This is a genomic window from Luteimonas terrae (assembly GCF_031457535.1).
Lineage (GTDB): Bacteria > Pseudomonadota > Gammaproteobacteria > Xanthomonadales > Xanthomonadaceae > Luteimonas > Luteimonas terrae_A.
In genome coordinates this window covers 41,535-59,462 of the sequence record NZ_JAVDWO010000005.1, presented here as the reverse complement: position 1 = coordinate 59,462, position 17,928 = coordinate 41,535, and the positions used below count along the sequence as shown (strand labels likewise).

The following is a 17,928-nucleotide window of genomic DNA, read 5'->3' as shown; positions in this document are numbered from 1 at the left end:
CCCGCCTCCCCCGACTCAACGCGGTGGCTGAGTGGAACCGTCAAGTTCTGCTGGGCCTCTGACCCACTACCAGGCACTGCTCGATATCGACTACGCGGCGCATCTCGCTGAGCTGCACTGCAGATTGCTTCGTAGGGTTGATCGCATCATTGTCTGGCTGGGTCTCGCCGGTGGTACTACTTCACTCGCGAGCGCGTTCGCAGCCACTCCGGTTCTCGCGGGAATCGGAGGGGCAGTCGTCACGGTACTCTCGCTCTATGCGCTGGCCTTTCGACCTGCCGAGGCCGCGGAGGCACATGCCGCAGATAAGCGGAAGTTCCTAGCTTTGAAGGCACGCGCCAGCACGATGAGCCCGGAAAAGATCACCTCGGCACTCGCCAGAATCCAGATTGATGCGCAAAGCACTTGGGACTGCCTGCAGCTTCCTGCGTACAACGACGTGGTGACCTCGGCGGGTAGGCCAGAGGCTGTGCAGAAGACGACTCGTTGGGAGAACTTCATTCGGGCGATCGCCTAATGCCCAGAAGTTCAGCCAGGCCGACAAGCACGTTGCCGCTGGGCGCCCTTCCCCGCCTCCTAAGTGAGGCTGAGGCGGCCGCTTACCTGGAGATCTCCGAAATCACCATCAAGCGGATTAGAGCTCGCGGCGAAATCGCGCACGTCCGGATCGGGCGAAAGACGAGGTACACAGAGCAGCATCTTCTTGAGTACCTGACGGCGCAGAGCGTGCCGTCGAAGGAGCTGACCAGGGAGGTCGGCAGCCACAGGCCACGGCCGCGCGCTGGCAATTCTCCCGCCGAGGCATTCAAGCTTGCACACCGGATCTTGATAGAGGCTAGCGATGGAGCAGAACAGCCCTAGTGCGCTGGTCCCTGTCGGTCTGCTGCAGCGTCTCGCAGAGGCAGTGGAATCGATGGCTTCTACGGCCAGGTGCCCATCTGACTGGATGACAGAAGCCGAGGCGGCCGCCTATTGCAGAGTGTCCGTGTCCGCCTTCAGGGCCGGGTATATGCAGCTCGGTGTCGTTGCTCGGAGCGCGTTCGGCAGGAAACTCTATTCGCGAGACGACCTGCATAGAGCCATAGCCAACAGCCCTGCCTGGGGTGGCCAGTCCGAGCCGTCGCACTCAGGCCTGGTGCGGGCCTCTATCCACCCCCTTCTCACTAACCTGCGTCCTGAGCGCCAGAGACCGTACAAGCCGCGGAAGAAACCCGCGGAGCCTCAGCCAGCGCACGTCTCACCGCGCGCCAACGCCGCATCCGATGAGAGCGCAGGCTAGATTTGAGCCGCTAGGATAGAACCACTCAAGGGGGTCAGGATGGACCGCGCTACTCGCATCGCTGCAATCGTACTCATGGGCGTCCTGACCTCGGGGTGTCGCCTCGGGGATCCCAATGCCGAGCCCAAGTACAACCCATCTACCGGGCTGCCAAAGAACTGCCGGGCGATCGTGCAGGCGAACATCGACGGCTACCGGTCGGGTGAATTCACTGCAGACGGCGTCATGGGCTCGCTCGAACGCAATTGCGGTGCAAACGGCTATGCGTGGGGGCACCAGTGATCCCCTTGCTTTGGCGCCGAATGCGCACACTAACCCTGGCGGCGGTATTTCTTGCCGCACCCGCATACGGCCAGGACTCCCAGCTCGTCGTGGGCCAGGTCTACTCCCACGTGAAAGACGGCGTTCGCCACTATTCGGCATCTCCCCCGATCGATGAAGAAGACGTTCGAACGATCCGATACAACTATTACGAAGTGTCTACGCCGCAGCACATGCGTATAGGGCCCGCGCCCCGGGTTACAAGCTTCGGAGCTTATGCCTGTACGCGTGATTGCTCGGGACACCAGGCTGGGTACAACTGGGCGAGAACTCAAGGCATCAGCTACCCCGGGGCGTGCGGGGGCAACTCGCGGTCATTCGTAGAGGGGTGTTGGGCGTGGGTCGATCAGCAGGAGTCGATCAGAGCGGTCCGAGAAGCGGAATAACTACGGGAGGGATCAAGGATGGCGCGAAGGCTCGTTCACAACCGCGAGGGATGGGAGGCAGCGATCGGGAAATTCGTTCTTGCCTTTAATGACATCGAACACGACGTCACCTTGCTTTTTCATGTTCTTCCAGAGTGTCGACTGCCTGTAACGTCAAGAAGCTGGTCCCTCGCAGCGAAGCTGACTGCTCTGCAGGAGGTCCTCAGCGATTTGAACGACGATCCGCGCCAAGGACTGATCCCTCTGTTGGAGCGGGTGAAAGCGCTATCAGTCCATCGCAACCGCATCGCACACGGTCCAATGCGGTGGGAGGGGAGAAACGCACCCGGTGGACAAGGCGTGCTCCTTGAGGGCGTGATCGCTGGAGGCCGGACTGGCAATCAACGGGTTTCGTACGACGAAGTAGTCCAGCTTGCTGTTGACGCGGACGCTCTAGCCACAGAGCTTGGTGACTCCGTTGTTCCCCTGCTCCAAGGCGGAGAAGATGATCAGTGAGAGGAACGTCTGCAAAGGCTGCGAATGAAGCTTCACCCCAGAAGAGCAAAGTCCTAGAAGCCACACTCGAACTCGGCCGCAATTGGGCACTAGCCACTGCCCTCGCCGCCTTCAGCGTATCGACGATCTCCCAAGAAGCGATCTACGGTGTGACGCTGTTCAAAGACGCGCTCCTGACATGCGGAGTCGTTGTAGCAGTCGCTTGGTACTGGCTCGCGATCGAGCGGGCCGGCCAGGTTGCAGAGTTCAAACGTGATACCCGACGAAGGAAAGGCCTGCTCCTTTTGGGGGGCACACTGCTGTTCTTGCTCGGCGGGGCAATCGTGCTCGCTGTCGCTTCGATGGCGGACAACCGACGCTTCGTTCAGATCTGCAGCGACTACGCCGATCAACCTGACTCAGGTGTCTACCGTGATCCGATGTGCCAACGCTTGTATCTGCAAAGGTCCGATTTGGCCGACAGGCTCAATCGCTTGACTGACCGACAAATTGAACCCTGACTCAATTGAAGTGGAGGTGACCTATGGGAATTCTGGACACCGAAGTGCGTGCAAAGCTCAACGAAGACGTGGTCGACATCCCGACCATGCGCGAGATGGGTGCTGGAGATGGCTACATCTCTTACGTCGAGGAGAGCCTGTTCTTCGTCGACCATCATGACGTGCTTCGTTCCGTCCTCGGTCAATGGCCGATCGCGGTGACGAAGGAGCAGGTTCAAGCGCTGATCCGATACTTGCAGCGCGAGGTTCTGCCTCGGCATGAGGCCAACGACTAGAGGCAGCGACCTGAAGATGAGTGAAGACGCACTTGGCGCTCGCACCCTAGAAGTTCTGGATGCCATCTATCGCTTGTTGGCAAGCCGCGAAGACAGGGAGCATGTCCCACGCGACTGGATGTCCGAGAACGAGGCGGCCCGGTACTGCCGTGTCTCTCTCAGCAACTTCCGAGCTGGCTATAGAGCCCTCGGAATTACGCCGCGTCGCGCTTTCGGGAAGAAGATCTACAGCCGGGATGACATCCACGGCGCGCTTCAGCGAAGCCCAAGCTGGGACCGGGAGCCAACTCAGCGTGGAGCCGCTTCAGGCACTACTGTGCAACTACCTCCCGGCGTGAACTTAAGCGCGGCACGGGTTCGACCGTATAAGCCTCGCAAGCGTGCGACGCTCGCGCCCACCCCAACCGACTAGCGCCTAGCTCTATGCCACTCCCACACGTCGTTCTCCGTGACCTTCAGCTCGCTGGGGGTGCCGCCGCCGTTGAGCGGTTCGAGCTTCAGCGCTTCGTTCCGTGCCCAAGCCAGCCATTGCCGGCGTTCTTCGTCCAGGCCATCCGCGGACTCTGTGGCTCGACAGAGTTCAAGGATCAAGCGTGCATCCTCGTGAGCGCGAGCAGCTAGGACTAGACGCTCTAGGCGAATCGCCGCCTCTTGACTCTGCCGCAGCTCTAGCTGCTCTGCTTGCCGCTTCTCTTCGTAAACCGCGTTCCTTCTAGCGTTCTCTTCCTTGGCTCTTCGACTCCATACGCACTCTTCCAAGAGAGCGGTAGCTGCTTCGCTGATTTTTCCGTCCAAAGGACTCTTAGGAGAGTCGCGCAACGCTGCGATCCGGACCTCCCACCCGCGCGTCCGGATCCTCAGCTCTCCGCTTGCAGTCAGCTTCTGATCTTTCGACCGCGGAGAGTACTGAGATGGAACGTAGCTTTGCGTGCGGCTTTCAAGCATGTTGATCGCGATCGATCCCCCTAGGGCATGGAGTTTCGTTTTGGAGGCCGTGACCTCCCATCTGCCGCCCCTTTCCTCGGTAGCCCGGATGATCGCGTCGAAGATCAGCAGTGCCCGTTCGAGACTCTTCTTCGACACACGCACATCGAGAGTGACCTCGTTCTGTGGGTTGATAAGAAGATCCTTTTCCTCACTTGCCTTGCTAAGCACACGGTGCGTTGTTCGGACGATCGGCTTGCACTTCGACAGGTCCGCCGCGATCTCAACTGAGGTTTGAGGCTCAGGAACGGCGGGGGCGGGAGGCCTCGGAGGCGGCGGGTCGAAGTAGACCGTGTCCAACCGCTCCTCGCTCACTGGCGGCAACTTGGGCTGTCGATCGCGCTTCTTAGGATCGCGCGCCCAGTGCCCCTGCTTCGGCAACGGTATCCCGTGCTTCTTGCAGGCCTTGGCAACCGCCACGTCGGAGACACCGAATCTCGCCCCCACCTTGCCAAGCGCCTCGGACCACACCAGATCGAAGAGATCCGACCGACTCATTTTAGTGCTCGCCATTGCCGCCCGCTCTAGGCCCTGTTGGCCTTCAAGGGTACTGGCTCAGGGACACGGGTCCGGATATCGTTGCCCGGACACCTTTCACGGACGGTAGGGGATCAAGCATGGACGTGCTTCACAGTCGCGTACAGCATGCAGTCGGCCAAGGCGGATTTCACTCCGCATGCGTCCAGACCTTGACGATCAGTTCAAAGCCCCACGAGTTTTCCTATGTCTACGATTGCGGCGCAGGGGGATCGAATGATGTTCCGGATACGATCAAGCTAGCTGAGCGGCGCCTTGGTTTCACTGCTCGTACGCCGAAGTCGAGAAAGGGGACTGTCAACGTTCTAGTACTTTCCCACTACGACCTCGACCACATAAACGGGGCTCGACACCTCGTAAAGAAGCGTGCGGTCGAGCGCATCGTGCTCCCCTACTTGGGAGAAGACGAACTAGTGGTCGTGCTTTCAGGTCTAGCTCTCGGAGTTTCAGCGGACACAATCAGGGATCTACACCAGCTTGCGAACGGGGCAGGAGAATTTCTCGGCAGACCAGCAACACTTGTTGCAGCGGGAGAACGGTCGGACGAGAGAACTCCCAGGCCAGATGAAGGTGATTTCCGCCTCCCAGATATGACCCGTTCGCCGGATGGCAGCCCTTCTGAAAACATGTCGGTAGGAGTGCGTGTGCCGACTGCCGACATACTTCAGCTCCCTCAAAGTATCGACGACAACACTGAAATCGTCGCCGGCGTGCCAGGAAGATCGCCTTTGTGGCGACTCCGATTCTGGAACATGGGAAAGGGAAACCTCGCCACTGTTGCTTCCAGCATCAAGACGAGACTCAAGAAGATCGGATTTCCCGTGGACGCACTCCAGGCAAGAAGCCGATCTAAAGAAATCGTCGACTGGCTAACTCCAATCAAGAACCGAAAAGCCGCGATTTGCGCTTACACGCGAGCTATCGAAGCTCTGCATCCGGGATGGTTAAGGGAGGCCAACGGGCGAAAGATTGCGAATCTGATCTCGATCGGCATGTACTCCGGCCCCGACTTCCCAGTAGAGAGATCGAGGGTCCACTGGCGGCATTCATCATTGAACTCGCACTGCTGGAGCGATCCTTTCTCTTGGGACCTTTCGAAGGAGCTGGTCCCAGGATGGATCGGCACAGGCGACGCTCCACTGGGGCAGGATGTGGTTTGGCGCGACTTCAAGCAGCACTTCAGTCTCGAGATGAAGTGCTACAGCACGTTTTTGATTCCACATCACGGAGCTGCACCCAGCAACGGTCCGGCCTCCTACAACCCTGGGTTGAACTGGAAGCGTGGACTTGCCTCAGTTGTCTCGTACGGAACTAGAAATAGCTACGGTCATCCGAGCTATGCCGTGCTAGCGCGAGTGCTCGACCACGGTGGCAGAGTGATCGAGGTCAATGAGAATAGAGAGACCAGTTTCCACGAAGTCATGCGGATCAGAGCGGCGGTATCATCCATTTCGCAGCCACCCTTTTAGAGGCCTCAACAGTGAAGTCGACGCACTCGCCTACTGGCTCCTCAGAGTGGAGCCGCTATCAAGCGGACAGGGCCATCGCTGATGCCCAGGCGCACCTGGCCGGCCGCGACGGTGGAAGCCTGCGGCGTCAGGCACTGGTCGTAGCCGCCTGCGCCGTGATCACCGTGGGGAGCTTCGCCGGCCTGCTGGTGCTCCTGCTTCGCTAGAAGCAGCTTCCAAGCCTTCGGCGATCTCTAGCAGCTCGTCATCGCCGCTTCGCTCTGCCGCTTGGCGGAGCACTTGAATTTGGCCCAGAAGCTCACCCACAGGCTTCTCCCCGTTGGATGCCAGCCACGCCACAGCGCGCGGATTGGTCATCATCCGGGCGCCCCAGTTCGCGCCAACTGCCGATCCACTTGAACCCGCCAAGGCCAGCGCAGCCACGCCGATGTTTCCTGTCGCCAGCGCAGTGCCGGCGGTCGCCGCGGTGCCGCTGAGCTGTGCGATCAGGGCGCTGAGGCGGGACGTGCCGGACGTGTTGTGGAAGACCTGAGAAGCCTGCCGCGATGACGAAGCCATGCGGGCGATCTTGTCCATGTTGTGGCTGAAGCCCAGACCATGCCGATCGAAGATGGCCCGCTTCGCCTCGGGACTGATCTCGTTCCAGCGGGTCAGGAACGTCGACATGCTGAAGACCGCACCGTCTGCGTCCTGTTGGCTGTTGATCGCCTGTCCCATCCGTCGGACGAAGGCTGCCGTTAGCTCGCGCTGCGAGCCTTTCGGCAGCGATTGCATGACCTGTCGGATCGTGGTGCCGCCGTGCTTCACATCGCCGAAGGCAGCCGCATATACGCGCTCCGGGCCACCTGCCCGACTGACCACAGCGTCGATGTCTTCCAGACGCTTGATCCGCGCGTTGTAGTAGCTGTTGGCTCGTTGCCAGGCCTGCTTGGCGTCGGGCGTGGAGGCGGCGACCTCCATGTCCTTCGAAAGCGCACCGTAGAGCGACTTCCACTTGGACCTCGGTACGTTGTCGACCAACGAATAGTTGTCGATCTCGTTGCCGACCAGGGTTCGGAGCTTGCTAAGCGCTTCATACGGAAGCCGGTTGTCGGCCTGCCCCACAAGCCAGTCGTTCACCTGCAGATCGATATCCGCGCTGGTGATCGGCTTTGGAAAGCGGGACATCTCAGCCCTGACCGCATCGTCGATCTGGGCCTGCGACATCGGCTGCCTGAGGTTGCCTCCGAATCCCAGCGAGGCCATGCGACGCGACTCTGCAGCGACCGACTGAGCTTGAGCTTCAAGCTGACCACGCACCTGCTGCTCATACTCGTTCAATGCTTGGCGCTGCGTTGCCGCTTCCGTGCGGAGCTGCGTCCGCATCGAGTCCGCCTGCTCGCGCATCTGGGGGCGACTGAGGACGCCGCTTACCCCACCCGTGTCTTCGAGCAGTGCGCCCTCGATACCTTGGATCCGGGCGTTCTGGAAGAACCGGGAGACGTTCGGCGCACCTTCAATGCTCGCGTTGAGGTCAGCAAGCTCTTTTCGGGTGGCGCCTACATCTACGCGCGTGCCCTGCGGGATTGCCTGCTCAACACGTTGGTACAGGCGATCAGCGACCACGCGAGTGCGTGGGATGAAGCTGGTCGGACTGTCGCCGGCTACGCCTTCGATCACGCTGCGACCGACGGCGGTTCGATCCTGCGCGCCGCGACCAGACAGGTTGCCTGCGAGCTGATCGATCCTTTCCGACACTTCGCGCGACTGCTGCTCGCCGAACCGAGCCATCCGGCCGGCACCGCCAGGAACGTTGCCCAGGTAGGTCTCAAGTGCAGCACCCACGCGGCTGCCGCCAGCCTGTCCGACGCTGGGCGTTGTACCCGCCGCTGCGAAGTGATTGACCGTAGTCGCAACATCGGCCGCCGATCGCTGCGAGCCGTCTGCGTTGGTTCCGCGAAGGAGCGACCTCGCGCCCTGCCCGGCCGCGTAAGGCACAGTGCCTGCCTGCCGGAAGCCCGGGATAGCAGACGCGGGGATAGACATCGCTCCAGGCGCCAATCCGCCGAGCAAGCCCGCACTGATCTGCGCCGCAGTCCCACCGCCCGACTCGCGCACGACCGAGGACGCTGCGCTGCCAGCACCGGCGCTCGTTGCCTGCAGAACAGGCTGCGCGGTCAGAAGCTGACCAAGCCGGCTCGGCGGTGCTGCAGGCGCTTGGGCAAGGCGGGCCAGATGGTTCACTCCGACAGGACCCGCCGCACTGCGACCAATCCCCGCAAGTGCGTTCAGCCCGCCGCCAATGCCCATCGTGAGGCCCGTGCCAGTCAGCGCCTCACCAACGTCGCCGAGAACGCGCTCGCGGCTGTTCTCGGGCGCAGGCAGGCCAGCACGATCCGCCCAGCCACCCGCGATGTCGCGGAACGACTGGAACGGAACGTCCTGACCGGTCACTGCGCTCTGGATCGGGTTCACCACGTAGGCGTTCAGTGCGTCGCCGCCGAGGGCGCCCAGCAGGCTGCCCACGCCCTGCACGGTCGATCGTGCGCTCAGTCCGAGGCCGCGAAGCTCTCCGCTGGCAGGCGTCGACTGGTCGAACTCAGCGGCTGGCACAGGCGTTCCGCCAGTGATATCGATCTCAAGAGCCGGGGCACTGCTGGCGGCCTGATACTTAGACCAAGGGCCCTCTCGATCGCCGCCTCGCAAGTTGCCTATTTCGTTTGAGCGCCGGACCGCAGCACTTTCCGCTTCGCCCAAGCTGCCGAACTGACCCACTGGTGAGTTCTGTCCTGCTCGGTAGAGCCGAATCGCCTCGTCTTCGCCCACGTCGCGGCCGTTGACGATCGTCGGGATGTTGTAGAACACCTCGCGCCCGCCTTCATCGAATGAAGCCGTGATCGTTCGCTCGGTAGAGAACGAGCCGTCGCCGTTCTCGATGATTGGCCGCGACCTATCAATTCCGGTCTGCTGGTAGCGCTCCCAAGGGCCGGCCATTACAGGCGCTCCCAGTTGCTCGGATCCGATGGATCGCCGCCACGGAAGCGGTAGCCGTCTTCAACGCTGCCCTGCGCCGGCCCCTGCTGCCTGCCGGGCGCGCCTTGAGCGCCGTACTCAGCGTCGATCTCATCCATGTTCTCCATGTGGACCTGGATGGCACGCTGGTTGATGTCTTGAATTCGGGAGAGCTGCTCGATGACGTTCTCGTTGTCATTGAGGTTGCCGAGCAGTTCGGCCCAAGCGCGCTGTGCATCGCCTTCAGTCTGCACGCCGTTGTTCAAGCGCAGCGAGTCGTTTCGCATCTTTTCGAAGGTGCTCACCATGCTCTGAAATGCTCGCGACTCAGACGAGCTCGCGCCGGCAGCATTCAGACCTCGGTAGGTGAGGTTGTTCAGTGGACCCAGCTTGATCTCGCCCCTTCGGAGCTTGCCGGCGATTCCCGCGATGTCTGATCCCAGCCCCTCCGCCACCGACAACGCTTCGCGCGACTCTCGGCGCATGCGCAGGATGCTGGGCGGCAACGGTTTGGAAGGTACAGCGGAAATGTCTGCAGGCCCGCCCGGAATCCTTTCCATGTCGCCCGCGGCTGTGTACCGGTAACCCGAAGGCAGCGCCGGAGCAGAGTTTTCCGCACCACGCCGCGCGAGTGCCTCGGCTGCCACGCGCTCTGCCGAGCTTTGACTAACGGCCAGACCTGATCCGCCGCCGTTGAACTGCTGAGGCGACAGGTCCCTTGTGGGGAGCTGGTACGAATTGGACGCGCCGTCGTTTGCCATATCGGCTTGGATCAGTTCCCAATCGCCCGGCGAGAGGTCGGCACCGATCCTTACTTGACCGTTTGGGGTGTTGTAGAGGCCCGGCTGGGGTGGAGCGCCCTGGTTGTTCGATTGGCCGGGGACGCCACCAACTGGCATGAATTCGCCTGTCGATTCGTCATAGATCTCCAGAACGCCAGAGCGCGGATTGGTTCGACGCAGACGCTTGCGACCGTCAGCGCCTTCGATTTCGTCGAAGCCGTACCCGCCCGTGGCGGGGCGCGCCCGAGTGCCCGCCAGAACGCCTAACGCTTGATCTCGATCGCCCTCTGGAACTTGGCTAAGCAGCCACTCCGCATAGCGCTGCTGCGAGGGCGCTTCCCCGCTCGCACCGGAGTACGCCTGCACGATCGACTGAGCAGTGCCGTCGATTAGCGCCTTAGTCTCGGGCGTGTAAGCGGTCGGGAAGCCCTGCATTCCCATCTGGCCGAACTGCGCCGACATGCGCTGATAAAGCGCGGGGCGGGCCTGCTCTGGCGCTGAGGTCAGCATGCGCGCCATGTTCGCCAACGTGCGGTTTCGGCGGTCGTCGTCGTAGGCGAGCTGCTGGTTGAGCGAGTGACCGCCTTCTGCATCGATTGCAGCCGCTTGCGAGACGAAACCCTGGCGCTGGTCTACCGGAGCGGCATAGGCTCGGGAGGTCAGATCCGCTAACGCGTTTCGGCGCTGCTCGCCTTCTCGAACTAGCCGCTGCTGCGTGCCGTGCCGCTGACCCTGCTGGAAAGAACCAATGACGTCGAACATCTTGAGCTCTGCCATGTCACTTGCCTCCGCGATAGCGGTTGTTGCCGAAAGCGGTGTTGTTCGCCAAAGCGTTTCCCCCACCGACCTGCACCGTGTTGTTTGCGAGAACGTTCGATGAGTACGGCGTCTGCGGCTGGTAGCTGCTCTGGCGAGTGCCGTACTGGCCGGCCAAACCCGCCAACCCGTTGAGCGCGCCTCCCCAGACATTGCCGCGATTCATAGCGCCGTCTGCCTGCGCCTGCCCCTGTCCCATCAGGATTCCGCTTAGCGCGTTCGCATTCGTCTGACCGGCTGCGCCTGCTCCCACTGCAGAACTCTGTCCGAGCTGCGCCATGTTGAGCAGGTGATTGCGGTAGGTGCCGAGCTGCTGAGTCGCCAAGCCCTGGCCGAACGCCTGCAGGTCGGCTTGGTGACCACCCGAGTAGAGTCCGCCACGCGCCGCGGCGCTTCGGTCCTGGGCCTGCAGGCCTTGCTGCTGCGCCCATAGGTAGTCCGGGCTGTCCTGGAACCCTGAGTAATCGCCCGAACTGAGAGCGTTGAGACCACCAAGCGCGTTCTGACCAGCGCTGAGGTACGGCGTGATGTTCTCCTGGAACTGGTCGCGCGCGGCACGCTGTTCGAGCATCGCGGCATTGCCGGCGGCGCCCTGTGCCGAGGCAGCATCCTTCGAAGCATCGGACTGCATCTTTGCCGCGCCCACGGTCGCGACGCCAGCGATCACTGCTGCTGTTACTGCACCCATCAGAGAGTCCTCACGTAGACGGTTTCGGAGTGGGCGTAGCCCATGCGTTGGTAGATCTCCGCTGCCTGGGGCGGGCTGTTGGAGAGATGGATCATGAAAATTCCGTCCGCACCTTTGGCGCGGCAGGCCGGCTCGATGGCCTCGAGTAGAGCTTTGCCCGCACCGGCTCCTTGGGCGCCTGGATCGACATACCAAACGACCTCGTGCGCCATGCGCCGCGCGCCGTTGAAGAGAAATGGGACTACGAAGAGCCCGACCATCCCGACCACGCGGCCGTCGAGCTCCGCAATCAGCATCACGTGTTCGGAGGCCAGCGTTTCCGCCAGGCGCCGCACCGTGTCCTCGTCGAAATCCGCGTAACCGCAGTACGTCGTCGTCGAATAGAAGTCGCGACTCATCCTCACGATGTCATCGACGTCGTGTTCGGTGGCTTGCCAGACTTTCATGCCTACCTCGGAGAAAAAAAGGCGATAGCGATAAGCCGGCCGTCGTCAGGGCCGGTGCCGAACGCTGCAAATGGGTAGCGCGAGTGGAAGCGCGCGCTCTCGTAGATCAGGCCGCGGCCCTGCTTCATCTCGACGATCTGGGTCATTTCCCATTTCGTCTCGTCGTTCCAGTCGTCCTTGATCTGGTTGAACAGATCGACATCGCCCGGGTCGATGCGCTCGGCGCCGGTCGCCTTGTGGCGCCAGAACGCGGTGCCGCCCTCTCCTTCGCTGAGGTAGGCGACCGCGGCGTGCGTGCCCCACCCCATGTCGGAGTGGATCGCGTGGTTCGGCGTCTCACCGTTGAAGTTCAGGCGGTAGCCCATGCCGAGCATGTCGACCGGTCCGCACTGGGCTTCGATCGCTGCACACAGGCCCGGCACCTCGACCAGCGCGACTCGCTTGTAGACCTCGCCATCTGGCCCGGGCCAGTCAACGAACTGCGCGCACAGCCCCGCTTGCCGGACTGAAGCCGGCAAGAAGCTGTCGATCACTAGAAGCAAGTTCGTTCCCCAGCCCCGGGGAGGGACACGACTCCTTCCCCGGGGCGACCAATCACGAGTACCGGACCATCAAGCAGCTTTGCTGAGGCCGGAAGATGCTGGGCTTTCCGCCTGCGCGGAAACTCCCAATCCTCTCTTTAAGAATAGCGATCTGTGGGTGTAAATCGTTCCCGAAGCAAAGCGCACACGAGCTTCATGGAGGCGAGCGCGGTACATGTTGTCCGCTGCCGTCCGCAGTTCGAAGAACGTTCCGTTTCTCATGCGAAGTTGGCGGGACCTAACTCCAACGGGCTCGGGCGCCCGCCGCCGCCAACAGACGGATAACGCATCGACCGCGGCGATCCACAACGCCTCGTCAGAGACTCGGATCCCACGCATGGCTGCATAGGCAGATACGTATCGGAAACCGTGCTCAGCCACTCGCTCTACCTGGGACGCATCGCCCGCGTGGAAGAGCAGTAGAAGCGCTGGCCGAATATCGTGCACGCCCTCTCGCATGAAGGAGAGCGCTGCGGCCTGCTCGGGTAGGTGTCTGCGAGACCAACGGTTTAGCTCAGATGCTTGCACCGGCCACCTCGTCAGTTGAGGGGGAAGACAGCGGGCGCGAGCTCGTAGCTCACGCTCGCAACCTGACGAGAGGCAGAGAACCAAAGCATCGTGCCGCACAGGCAGTTGCCGGTTGTCACCACCTGGCACCACAGCTCGTGCTCCATCCACCAGCCCCGGGCAGGCTCACCCAGCGCCTGCTCCGCTATCGCCTGGCGAAGTTCGAACTCCTGATGCTCTTCAATCTGCATCGGCTGCCCCTCGGCGGTGCGGCAGGTTCCGCGTTACCCGTCGCTTGCCCTCCTCCGTCCGCGGCCCAGTGCTCATGCCCCCGTGGAATCGGCAGCGGCGTTTGCCTGGAACGCTGAGTGCCTCGCAGGGCTGGCCGTCCCTTCGCCTCGACGCGCCACAGGGAACTCGAACAAGCGTCAGCTTCGATTGGTGGACTGGCCGTTGAAGATCGCCCAAAGCCTCAGACGTCGAACCAGAGTCACGCGCGCGCGCGCATACGTGTCGATTAATTCCGGGTCCGGGACCAGACTTCCTCGCCCATGCCTCCACTATGGAATTCAGCACGGCACTGTTCGTCCCCTTCAGACCGGGCCGCCGCATGCTCTTGATCACAACCATCGCCTCGTTCGACGGGTAGTAGTCGATACGCGGATGCCGAGCGCGCCGTTCTTTCTGGGTCTGGTTGGCGGACGGATGCCGGCTCATGCAGGCACCTGCTTCTCGCGCGCGTACTGCGCCGCGGGATCTTTTAGGGACTGGCGTAATTCCGGAGCTTCGGACAAACCATCTCGCGCGCACGCGCATGGGCGCGATGTGGGAAGTCGAGCGCTTGCCACCCTCCCGTCTCTCATCCCACCACTCGAGACCGTGCTCGCCTCAAATCTGGCGGGACGGGACAACCCCACACCCCTATAGAGCTGTCCCAGTCCCGCCAAATTGGCAGCACCGGCCAGCGGAGAGGGCGACGCCATGCGCCCCTTGCGGCGCGCGCCATGGCTAACGCCCGCATCCTCGTAGCTGTGGTGGGACTGGCGGGAGTCCCGCGAAATGTCCCGCGAGATCCCCACCCGTAGCGCCGTTTTTTCGTGTTTCTTAATCACTGGCGGGACTCCCCGATGTCAGCCAGGGCGTAGACGGTGGCGGCCTTCCCCCGAAGGGTTGCCGCGGAGCTCCTGATCAGACGCTCCTCTACGGCCCTTTCGATCGCCTTGTTGGCGACGTCGGACGACATGCCCGCCAGCTCGCGAATGCGCCGCAGCGTTACTGGCTCGTCAGTCCCGCGAGCCTTCAAGGCCTGCACAGCCTCGACAACACGGCGGACTCGCTCGGCGGTTGTTGCCTCTGCCTTCTCTTCTTTCGCCTGGCCCTTCTGCTCCGATCGCCGAGCGCGGACCATCTCGTGGACCTTCCGCCATGACCGCTCAGCGAGCTCCCGGGGGGCGTCCAGCTCAATTGCAGCCGGCCCCCATTCCGTGGATACCCAGCGGAAGAAGATCGGAGGCGGCGTGATGCCCTTCGAGCTGTCCAGCGAAATGAGCGCCGTCACCTTCTCAGGCCGGCCGGGCGCCGCCATCTGTCGCAGCACTGTCCGCGCATCGTTCTCTGGGAACGGGTCGTCCTCGCTGCCCAGGTTGACGAGCAGCCCCGTCTGGCGAGCGTTGTTGACAAGCGCAGTGCCGCCGCGGATATCGGTCGTCGACACATTGAGGTCGGCCAGGTTCGCAAGCGATGCCTGCGAGACGTGGTGGGACAGAACGACAGGAACCTTGAGCTCTCTGGCGATCCGCTTCAGCGCCAGAACAAGGACTCTGAAACCCGGGTTCGATTCTTCCGCATCAGACAGCGTGCTGGCTGTCTCGAAGATCAGGAGGCCCAGCGGTGCCGGAGCATTCGTCAGCGGTTCGAGCGCCTCGATGATGGCGTCCACGGTGCCGGTGGGTAGCGGCTGACCGTCAAGCACCATCACCAGTGTCTTGGCCGCCACGAGGCCAGCGTCGTCAAGGTTCGGCACCAAGAGCCGCTCCCGCACGCATGCACCCTCACGCTCGCCCAGACACGCGATCTGGGCAGCCACCTTGCGTGCGTACTGCTGACGGTCGTCTTCGGCCGAGTACACCACCACGCTTCGGTCTGACTCGGGCAGCAGGCCGCCGGCGAGACTGTGGCCAGTCACCATCGCCACCGCGATACCGATCTTGACGGTCGTTTTGCCCTCACGGCCGGCAGCGGCAAGGATGCTCACCTCTCCGGAGGGAAAGAGTCCCGTGTTGCCCTCTCGAAACGCATGCGGCCATGGCTGCAGTGCGGCCAGCAGCTCCTCCTCGCTCCACGGAATTAGCTGGTCCCGAAGAGCCTCGGAGATCGAAGGGCCTTGCGTGCGGCCACCCACGGACTCGCTAAGCGCCCGGGGTGCGGACCCATACGCTCCAGCAATCGCCTCGTCCCGCGGATCGCAGCCACGCTCCAACAGCGCCGCACGCTCCGCCCTCGCGTCGAGAGACGCGGTCGAGACCTTCACGCGCCCACCGCCTTCGCGCGCCAGTTAGGCCTGAAGGGCCGGAGGATCGCTCGCGCCTCTTCCACTCGGCGGAGTGCCAATGCGAGCCGTTGGTCGTCTTCGATGCTGAGGAGGTGCCACTTCGCGAGCTGCTGGCCAGCGATATGGATGATCAGCGCTTCGTGCTCGAGCGCTTCGAGCGCTGCGCCCCACTGAGACTCGCGCGCTGCGATACGGGCCTGGTGCCGAGCTGCAGGTGTGTCTGCCGGAAGACGCTCCGGGAAGAGATCCGCGATTTCTAGCCCAATTGCGCCTAGGACATCGCTGGTCTCGCACCCCCCGAAGCAGTGAACCAGCAGCCGGCCCGCGTCTGCTTCGGTGATGCTGAGCTTGCGGCTCTGACCACCACACGAGGGGCACCGCGTGCGATAGCCACGGCCAGACGACTGGACGCCCTCAAGCCTGGAAAGCAGATGATCGAGCGGCGCGGCACTCACTGACCGACACCCATGTAGAGCGGCTTCGGCGCGCTATTGCTCGATCGAGCCGGCGCATAACCGACCCTCACGAACCAGCCCAACCGCAGCCCCGCGAGAATTACAGCGCCGAACCGGCGCTGCTCATCAGGCAGATGCAGGCCCTGCTGAGCGGCCCATGCGCGATAGCGCTCGCAAGTCCAAGGCTGAGATTCCGATGCAGCAAACCGCTCGAGGAGTGCGGCAGCCTCCACCGTCCAGTCGCTGGTGGCGCTGCCTGCTCCGAACAAATCCACCGACGAATGAGGGACCGGCGAGCTCACGCTGCACCGTCCAGCGTGCTTGCCTCCGCAGACATGCGGATGACAGCACGTCGCACCCCATCGAGGTTTGCGATGACAGCCTGATACCGCTCCGACGTCGGATCCTCAGCCAACCGGAGGAACTGCGCGTGCAAGGCATCGCCCAAGTCAATGAGACTGGGCACGGGGACGACCTTGTCAGGCCGATACAAGGCGCGGAGAAGCGAGATGTCGCTCACTGGACACCTCCAGACGCAGAGCCGCTTGAGTGCGTCTTGCCGCGACCACTGGAGACCCCGATGCGGGCCGGCAACGAGTAGAGGCTATCCAGGTAAACGAACCGCTTCTTCCCGATCGTGACCGTCTCGAGCAACCCTTCCGAGGCGAGCTCATACGCCTTCGATCGGCCGATACCTACCTTCGTGCACTCGGCAACGAAGGGGCGGAATTCTCGGTATCCGTTTGCGTCCATCATCTGCACCGTGTGGCCGCTGACGTGCGGCGTTACGGGCAGGCTCTTCCTTCTTGGAGGTGTATCTTCGGAACTTCCTAGGAAGTTATGAAGTTCCGATTTTCAGATGCGCCTTCGCGCTCTTAAGAATCCTCCCGACGCTGTCGGCTGAAGGGCCTCGCACCCCTTCAAGCTCAAGAACTGCTACCAGCGAGGACGCCGCTGTGTAATGACTTGAAGAAATTGCTCCCGGCCCACCATCTCCGTGCGCTTTTTTCCACAGAGCAGCGATGATGATCTCGTAGTTCTGTTTCAGGTCCGATCTCATGGCGCTGCTCCTATCGCCCCCTTCGTCCGGTACTGAAGCCACGAGGCCGCATAGCTTCGAGAACTCAGCAGATCGAACCACGAGTGCAAACTCTTCAGGTATGCCTCCGGACGGAAAATAGCTGGACTCTTGGCCGTAGGGATACTTCTTTCTGTCATCCCTATCCTTGCAAAACTCGTTCTCAGAGAAGTGGGTGTGCAGCCAGGCAACGGTGTCGCTGTTGGGGTCTTTGAGCAGGACACCTTCGAGATTGACGTCCGTTACATCTCCAGCTCCGGTCTCGAAATTGAGTGCATGCTGGACATCAAGACGTTCAGCGCCTTCCATGGTCAGATCCCATAGTCCGCGGATTGTGCTGATCTTCCGAGGGAATTCGTACCACCCGCTCTCACCGATGAACTGGGCCTTCGGGATCAACGCAATGCCTTCAAGGTTCTGCTCGTTCGCCTCGCACCAAGCCTCTTGCTGTCGCCGATCACCTTCTTCCGGGAAGCCTGAAACATCCGGAAGGGGGATCGATGGATCTCGGCCGGGTAACGCGACTAGTCTGTAGCTCGCACTTCCCTTATCCACAATCGCGCCAAGCTTGGCGCTCTGTCCGTTGACAATGTTCACGCTCAATACGACGTGACCATCCAGCGCCAGCGCAAGAATATCCGCCACCTTTACGGGCTCACCGGCAAGAGCTGTAAGACTTTCCGCGACGTCTTCTACGGTCATCCAAGACCTGAGCTTGTGCAGAGCGCTGACCAAGACTTTTCTCCTTTGATCTCGAAGCCGCCTGAGCGACCGGGTGGATAAATTT

Annotated in this window: 19 protein-coding genes; 6 read left to right on the top strand and 13 right to left on the bottom strand. The window is 62.1% G+C overall.

Annotated elements, in window-relative coordinates:
* Positions 1-31: 31 nt before the first annotated feature.
* The 5 genes from J2W68_RS07120 (at position 32) to J2W68_RS07105 (ending at position 3,256) form a co-directional block, all read left to right on the top strand.
* Complete coding sequence (locus J2W68_RS07120; protein ID WP_310234017.1) at positions 32-517, top strand: hypothetical protein; 486 nt, start codon at positions 32-34, stop codon at positions 515-517.
* Complete coding sequence (locus J2W68_RS18005; RefSeq protein WP_430539683.1) at positions 517-861, top strand: helix-turn-helix domain-containing protein; 345 nt, start codon at positions 517-519, stop codon at positions 859-861. The genes J2W68_RS07120 and J2W68_RS18005 overlap by 1 nt, the downstream gene beginning before the upstream one ends.
* A gap of 493 nt (positions 862-1,354) precedes the next feature.
* Positions 1,355-1,561: a hypothetical protein gene (locus J2W68_RS07115; RefSeq protein ID WP_310234014.1), complete on the top strand. Its 207-nt coding sequence runs from the start codon at positions 1,355-1,357 to the stop codon at positions 1,559-1,561.
* Between the two features lie 916 nt (positions 1,562-2,477).
* Positions 2,478-2,981, top strand: coding sequence for a hypothetical protein (locus J2W68_RS07110; RefSeq protein ID WP_310234012.1), 504 nt, complete (start codon positions 2,478-2,480; stop codon positions 2,979-2,981).
* 23 nt (positions 2,982-3,004) lie between these two features.
* Positions 3,005-3,256: a hypothetical protein gene (locus J2W68_RS07105; protein WP_310234010.1), complete on the top strand. Its 252-nt coding sequence runs from the start codon at positions 3,005-3,007 to the stop codon at positions 3,254-3,256.
* A 408-nt stretch (positions 3,257-3,664) separates the two neighbouring features.
* Here the strand turns inward: J2W68_RS07105 and J2W68_RS07100 are convergent, their stop codons facing one another.
* Entirely contained in the window at positions 3,665-4,738 is a 1,074-nt protein-coding gene (locus J2W68_RS07100) for a hypothetical protein (protein ID WP_310234008.1), read from the bottom strand.
* A gap of 191 nt (positions 4,739-4,929) precedes the next feature.
* Here J2W68_RS07100 and J2W68_RS07095 point away from each other — a divergent pair, with 191 nt between their 5' ends.
* Entirely contained in the window at positions 4,930-6,246 is a 1,317-nt protein-coding gene (locus tag J2W68_RS07095; protein ID WP_310234005.1) for a hypothetical protein, read from the top strand.
* 159 nt (positions 6,247-6,405) lie between these two features.
* Here J2W68_RS07095 and J2W68_RS07090 read toward each other — a convergent pair whose 3' ends face one another.
* The 12 genes from J2W68_RS07090 to J2W68_RS07040 form a co-directional block, all read right to left on the bottom strand.
* Positions 6,406-9,219, bottom strand: coding sequence for a hypothetical protein (locus J2W68_RS07090; protein ID WP_310234003.1), 2,814 nt, complete (start codon positions 9,217-9,219; stop codon positions 6,406-6,408).
* Positions 9,219-10,796: a hypothetical protein gene (locus J2W68_RS07085; RefSeq protein WP_310234000.1), complete on the bottom strand. Its 1,578-nt coding sequence runs from the start codon at positions 10,794-10,796 to the stop codon at positions 9,219-9,221. The genes J2W68_RS07090 and J2W68_RS07085 overlap by 1 nt, the downstream gene beginning before the upstream one ends.
* Position 10,797: 1 nt before the next feature.
* A complete protein-coding gene (locus J2W68_RS07080; protein ID WP_310233998.1) occupies positions 10,798-11,523 on the bottom strand; it encodes a hypothetical protein in 726 nt (241 codons plus the stop codon).
* Positions 11,523-11,969 carry a GNAT family N-acetyltransferase gene (locus J2W68_RS07075; protein ID WP_310233995.1) on the bottom strand — a complete coding sequence of 149 codons (447 nt, stop codon included), beginning with the start codon at positions 11,967-11,969 and terminating at the stop codon, positions 11,523-11,525. The genes J2W68_RS07080 and J2W68_RS07075 overlap by 1 nt, the downstream gene beginning before the upstream one ends.
* Before the next feature lie 2 nt (positions 11,970-11,971).
* Complete coding sequence (locus tag J2W68_RS07070; RefSeq protein ID WP_310233992.1) at positions 11,972-12,487, bottom strand: DUF6445 family protein; 516 nt, start codon at positions 12,485-12,487, stop codon at positions 11,972-11,974.
* Positions 12,488-13,089: 602 nt separating this feature from the next.
* Positions 13,090-13,308: a hypothetical protein gene (locus tag J2W68_RS07065; protein ID WP_310233990.1), complete on the bottom strand. Its 219-nt coding sequence runs from the start codon at positions 13,306-13,308 to the stop codon at positions 13,090-13,092.
* Complete coding sequence (locus tag J2W68_RS18000; protein ID WP_430539689.1) at positions 13,298-13,669, bottom strand: HGGxSTG domain-containing protein; 372 nt, start codon at positions 13,667-13,669, stop codon at positions 13,298-13,300. The genes J2W68_RS07065 and J2W68_RS18000 overlap by 11 nt, the downstream gene beginning before the upstream one ends.
* A gap of 496 nt (positions 13,670-14,165) precedes the next feature.
* Positions 14,166-15,458, bottom strand: coding sequence for an AAA family ATPase (locus tag J2W68_RS07060; protein ID WP_310234470.1), 1,293 nt, complete (start codon positions 15,456-15,458; stop codon positions 14,166-14,168).
* 125 nt (positions 15,459-15,583) lie between these two features.
* Positions 15,584-16,063, bottom strand: a complete 480-nt coding sequence (locus J2W68_RS07055) for a hypothetical protein (RefSeq protein WP_310233987.1) — start codon at positions 16,061-16,063, stop codon at positions 15,584-15,586.
* Entirely contained in the window at positions 16,060-16,365 is a 306-nt protein-coding gene (locus J2W68_RS07050) for a hypothetical protein (protein ID WP_310233985.1), read from the bottom strand. The genes J2W68_RS07055 and J2W68_RS07050 overlap by 4 nt, the downstream gene beginning before the upstream one ends.
* The gene (locus J2W68_RS07045) at positions 16,362-16,583 is read right to left on the bottom strand and encodes a hypothetical protein (protein ID WP_310233983.1); all 222 of its coding nucleotides are present in this window, start codon (positions 16,581-16,583) and stop codon (positions 16,362-16,364) included. Before J2W68_RS07045 ends, J2W68_RS07050 begins: the two co-directional genes overlap by 4 nt.
* A gap of 318 nt (positions 16,584-16,901) precedes the next feature.
* Entirely contained in the window at positions 16,902-17,876 is a 975-nt protein-coding gene (locus tag J2W68_RS07040) for a hypothetical protein (protein ID WP_310233981.1), read from the bottom strand.
* Positions 17,877-17,928: the final 52 nt, after the last annotated feature.

What these genes read in the sequence shown, in the direction of transcription:
- J2W68_RS18005 (WP_430539683.1), top strand. Translation starts at nt 517, where the DNA reads ATGCCCAGAAGTTCAGCCAGGCCGACAAGCACGTTGCCGCTGGGCGCC.
- J2W68_RS07115 (WP_310234014.1), top strand. Translation starts at nt 1,355, where the DNA reads ATGGGCGTCCTGACCTCGGGGTGTCGCCTCGGGGATCCCAATGCCGAG.
- J2W68_RS07105 (WP_310234010.1), top strand. Translation starts at nt 3,005, where the DNA reads ATGGGAATTCTGGACACCGAAGTGCGTGCAAAGCTCAACGAAGACGTG.
- J2W68_RS07100 (WP_310234008.1), bottom strand. Translation starts at nt 4,738, where the DNA reads ATGAGTCGGTCGGATCTCTTCGATCTGGTGTGGTCCGAGGCGCTTGGC.
- J2W68_RS07090 (WP_310234003.1), bottom strand. Translation starts at nt 9,219, where the DNA reads ATGGCCGGCCCTTGGGAGCGCTACCAGCAGACCGGAATTGATAGGTCG.
- J2W68_RS07085 (WP_310234000.1), bottom strand. Translation starts at nt 10,796, where the DNA reads ATGGCAGAGCTCAAGATGTTCGACGTCATTGGTTCTTTCCAGCAGGGT.
- J2W68_RS07080 (WP_310233998.1), bottom strand. Translation starts at nt 11,523, where the DNA reads ATGGGTGCAGTAACAGCAGCAGTGATCGCTGGCGTCGCGACCGTGGGC.
- J2W68_RS07075 (WP_310233995.1), bottom strand. Translation starts at nt 11,969, where the DNA reads ATGAAAGTCTGGCAAGCCACCGAACACGACGTCGATGACATCGTGAGG.
- J2W68_RS07065 (WP_310233990.1), bottom strand. Translation starts at nt 13,308, where the DNA reads ATGCAGATTGAAGAGCATCAGGAGTTCGAACTTCGCCAGGCGATAGCG.
- J2W68_RS18000 (WP_430539689.1), bottom strand. Translation starts at nt 13,669, where the DNA reads ATGCGGCGGCCCGGTCTGAAGGGGACGAACAGTGCCGTGCTGAATTCC.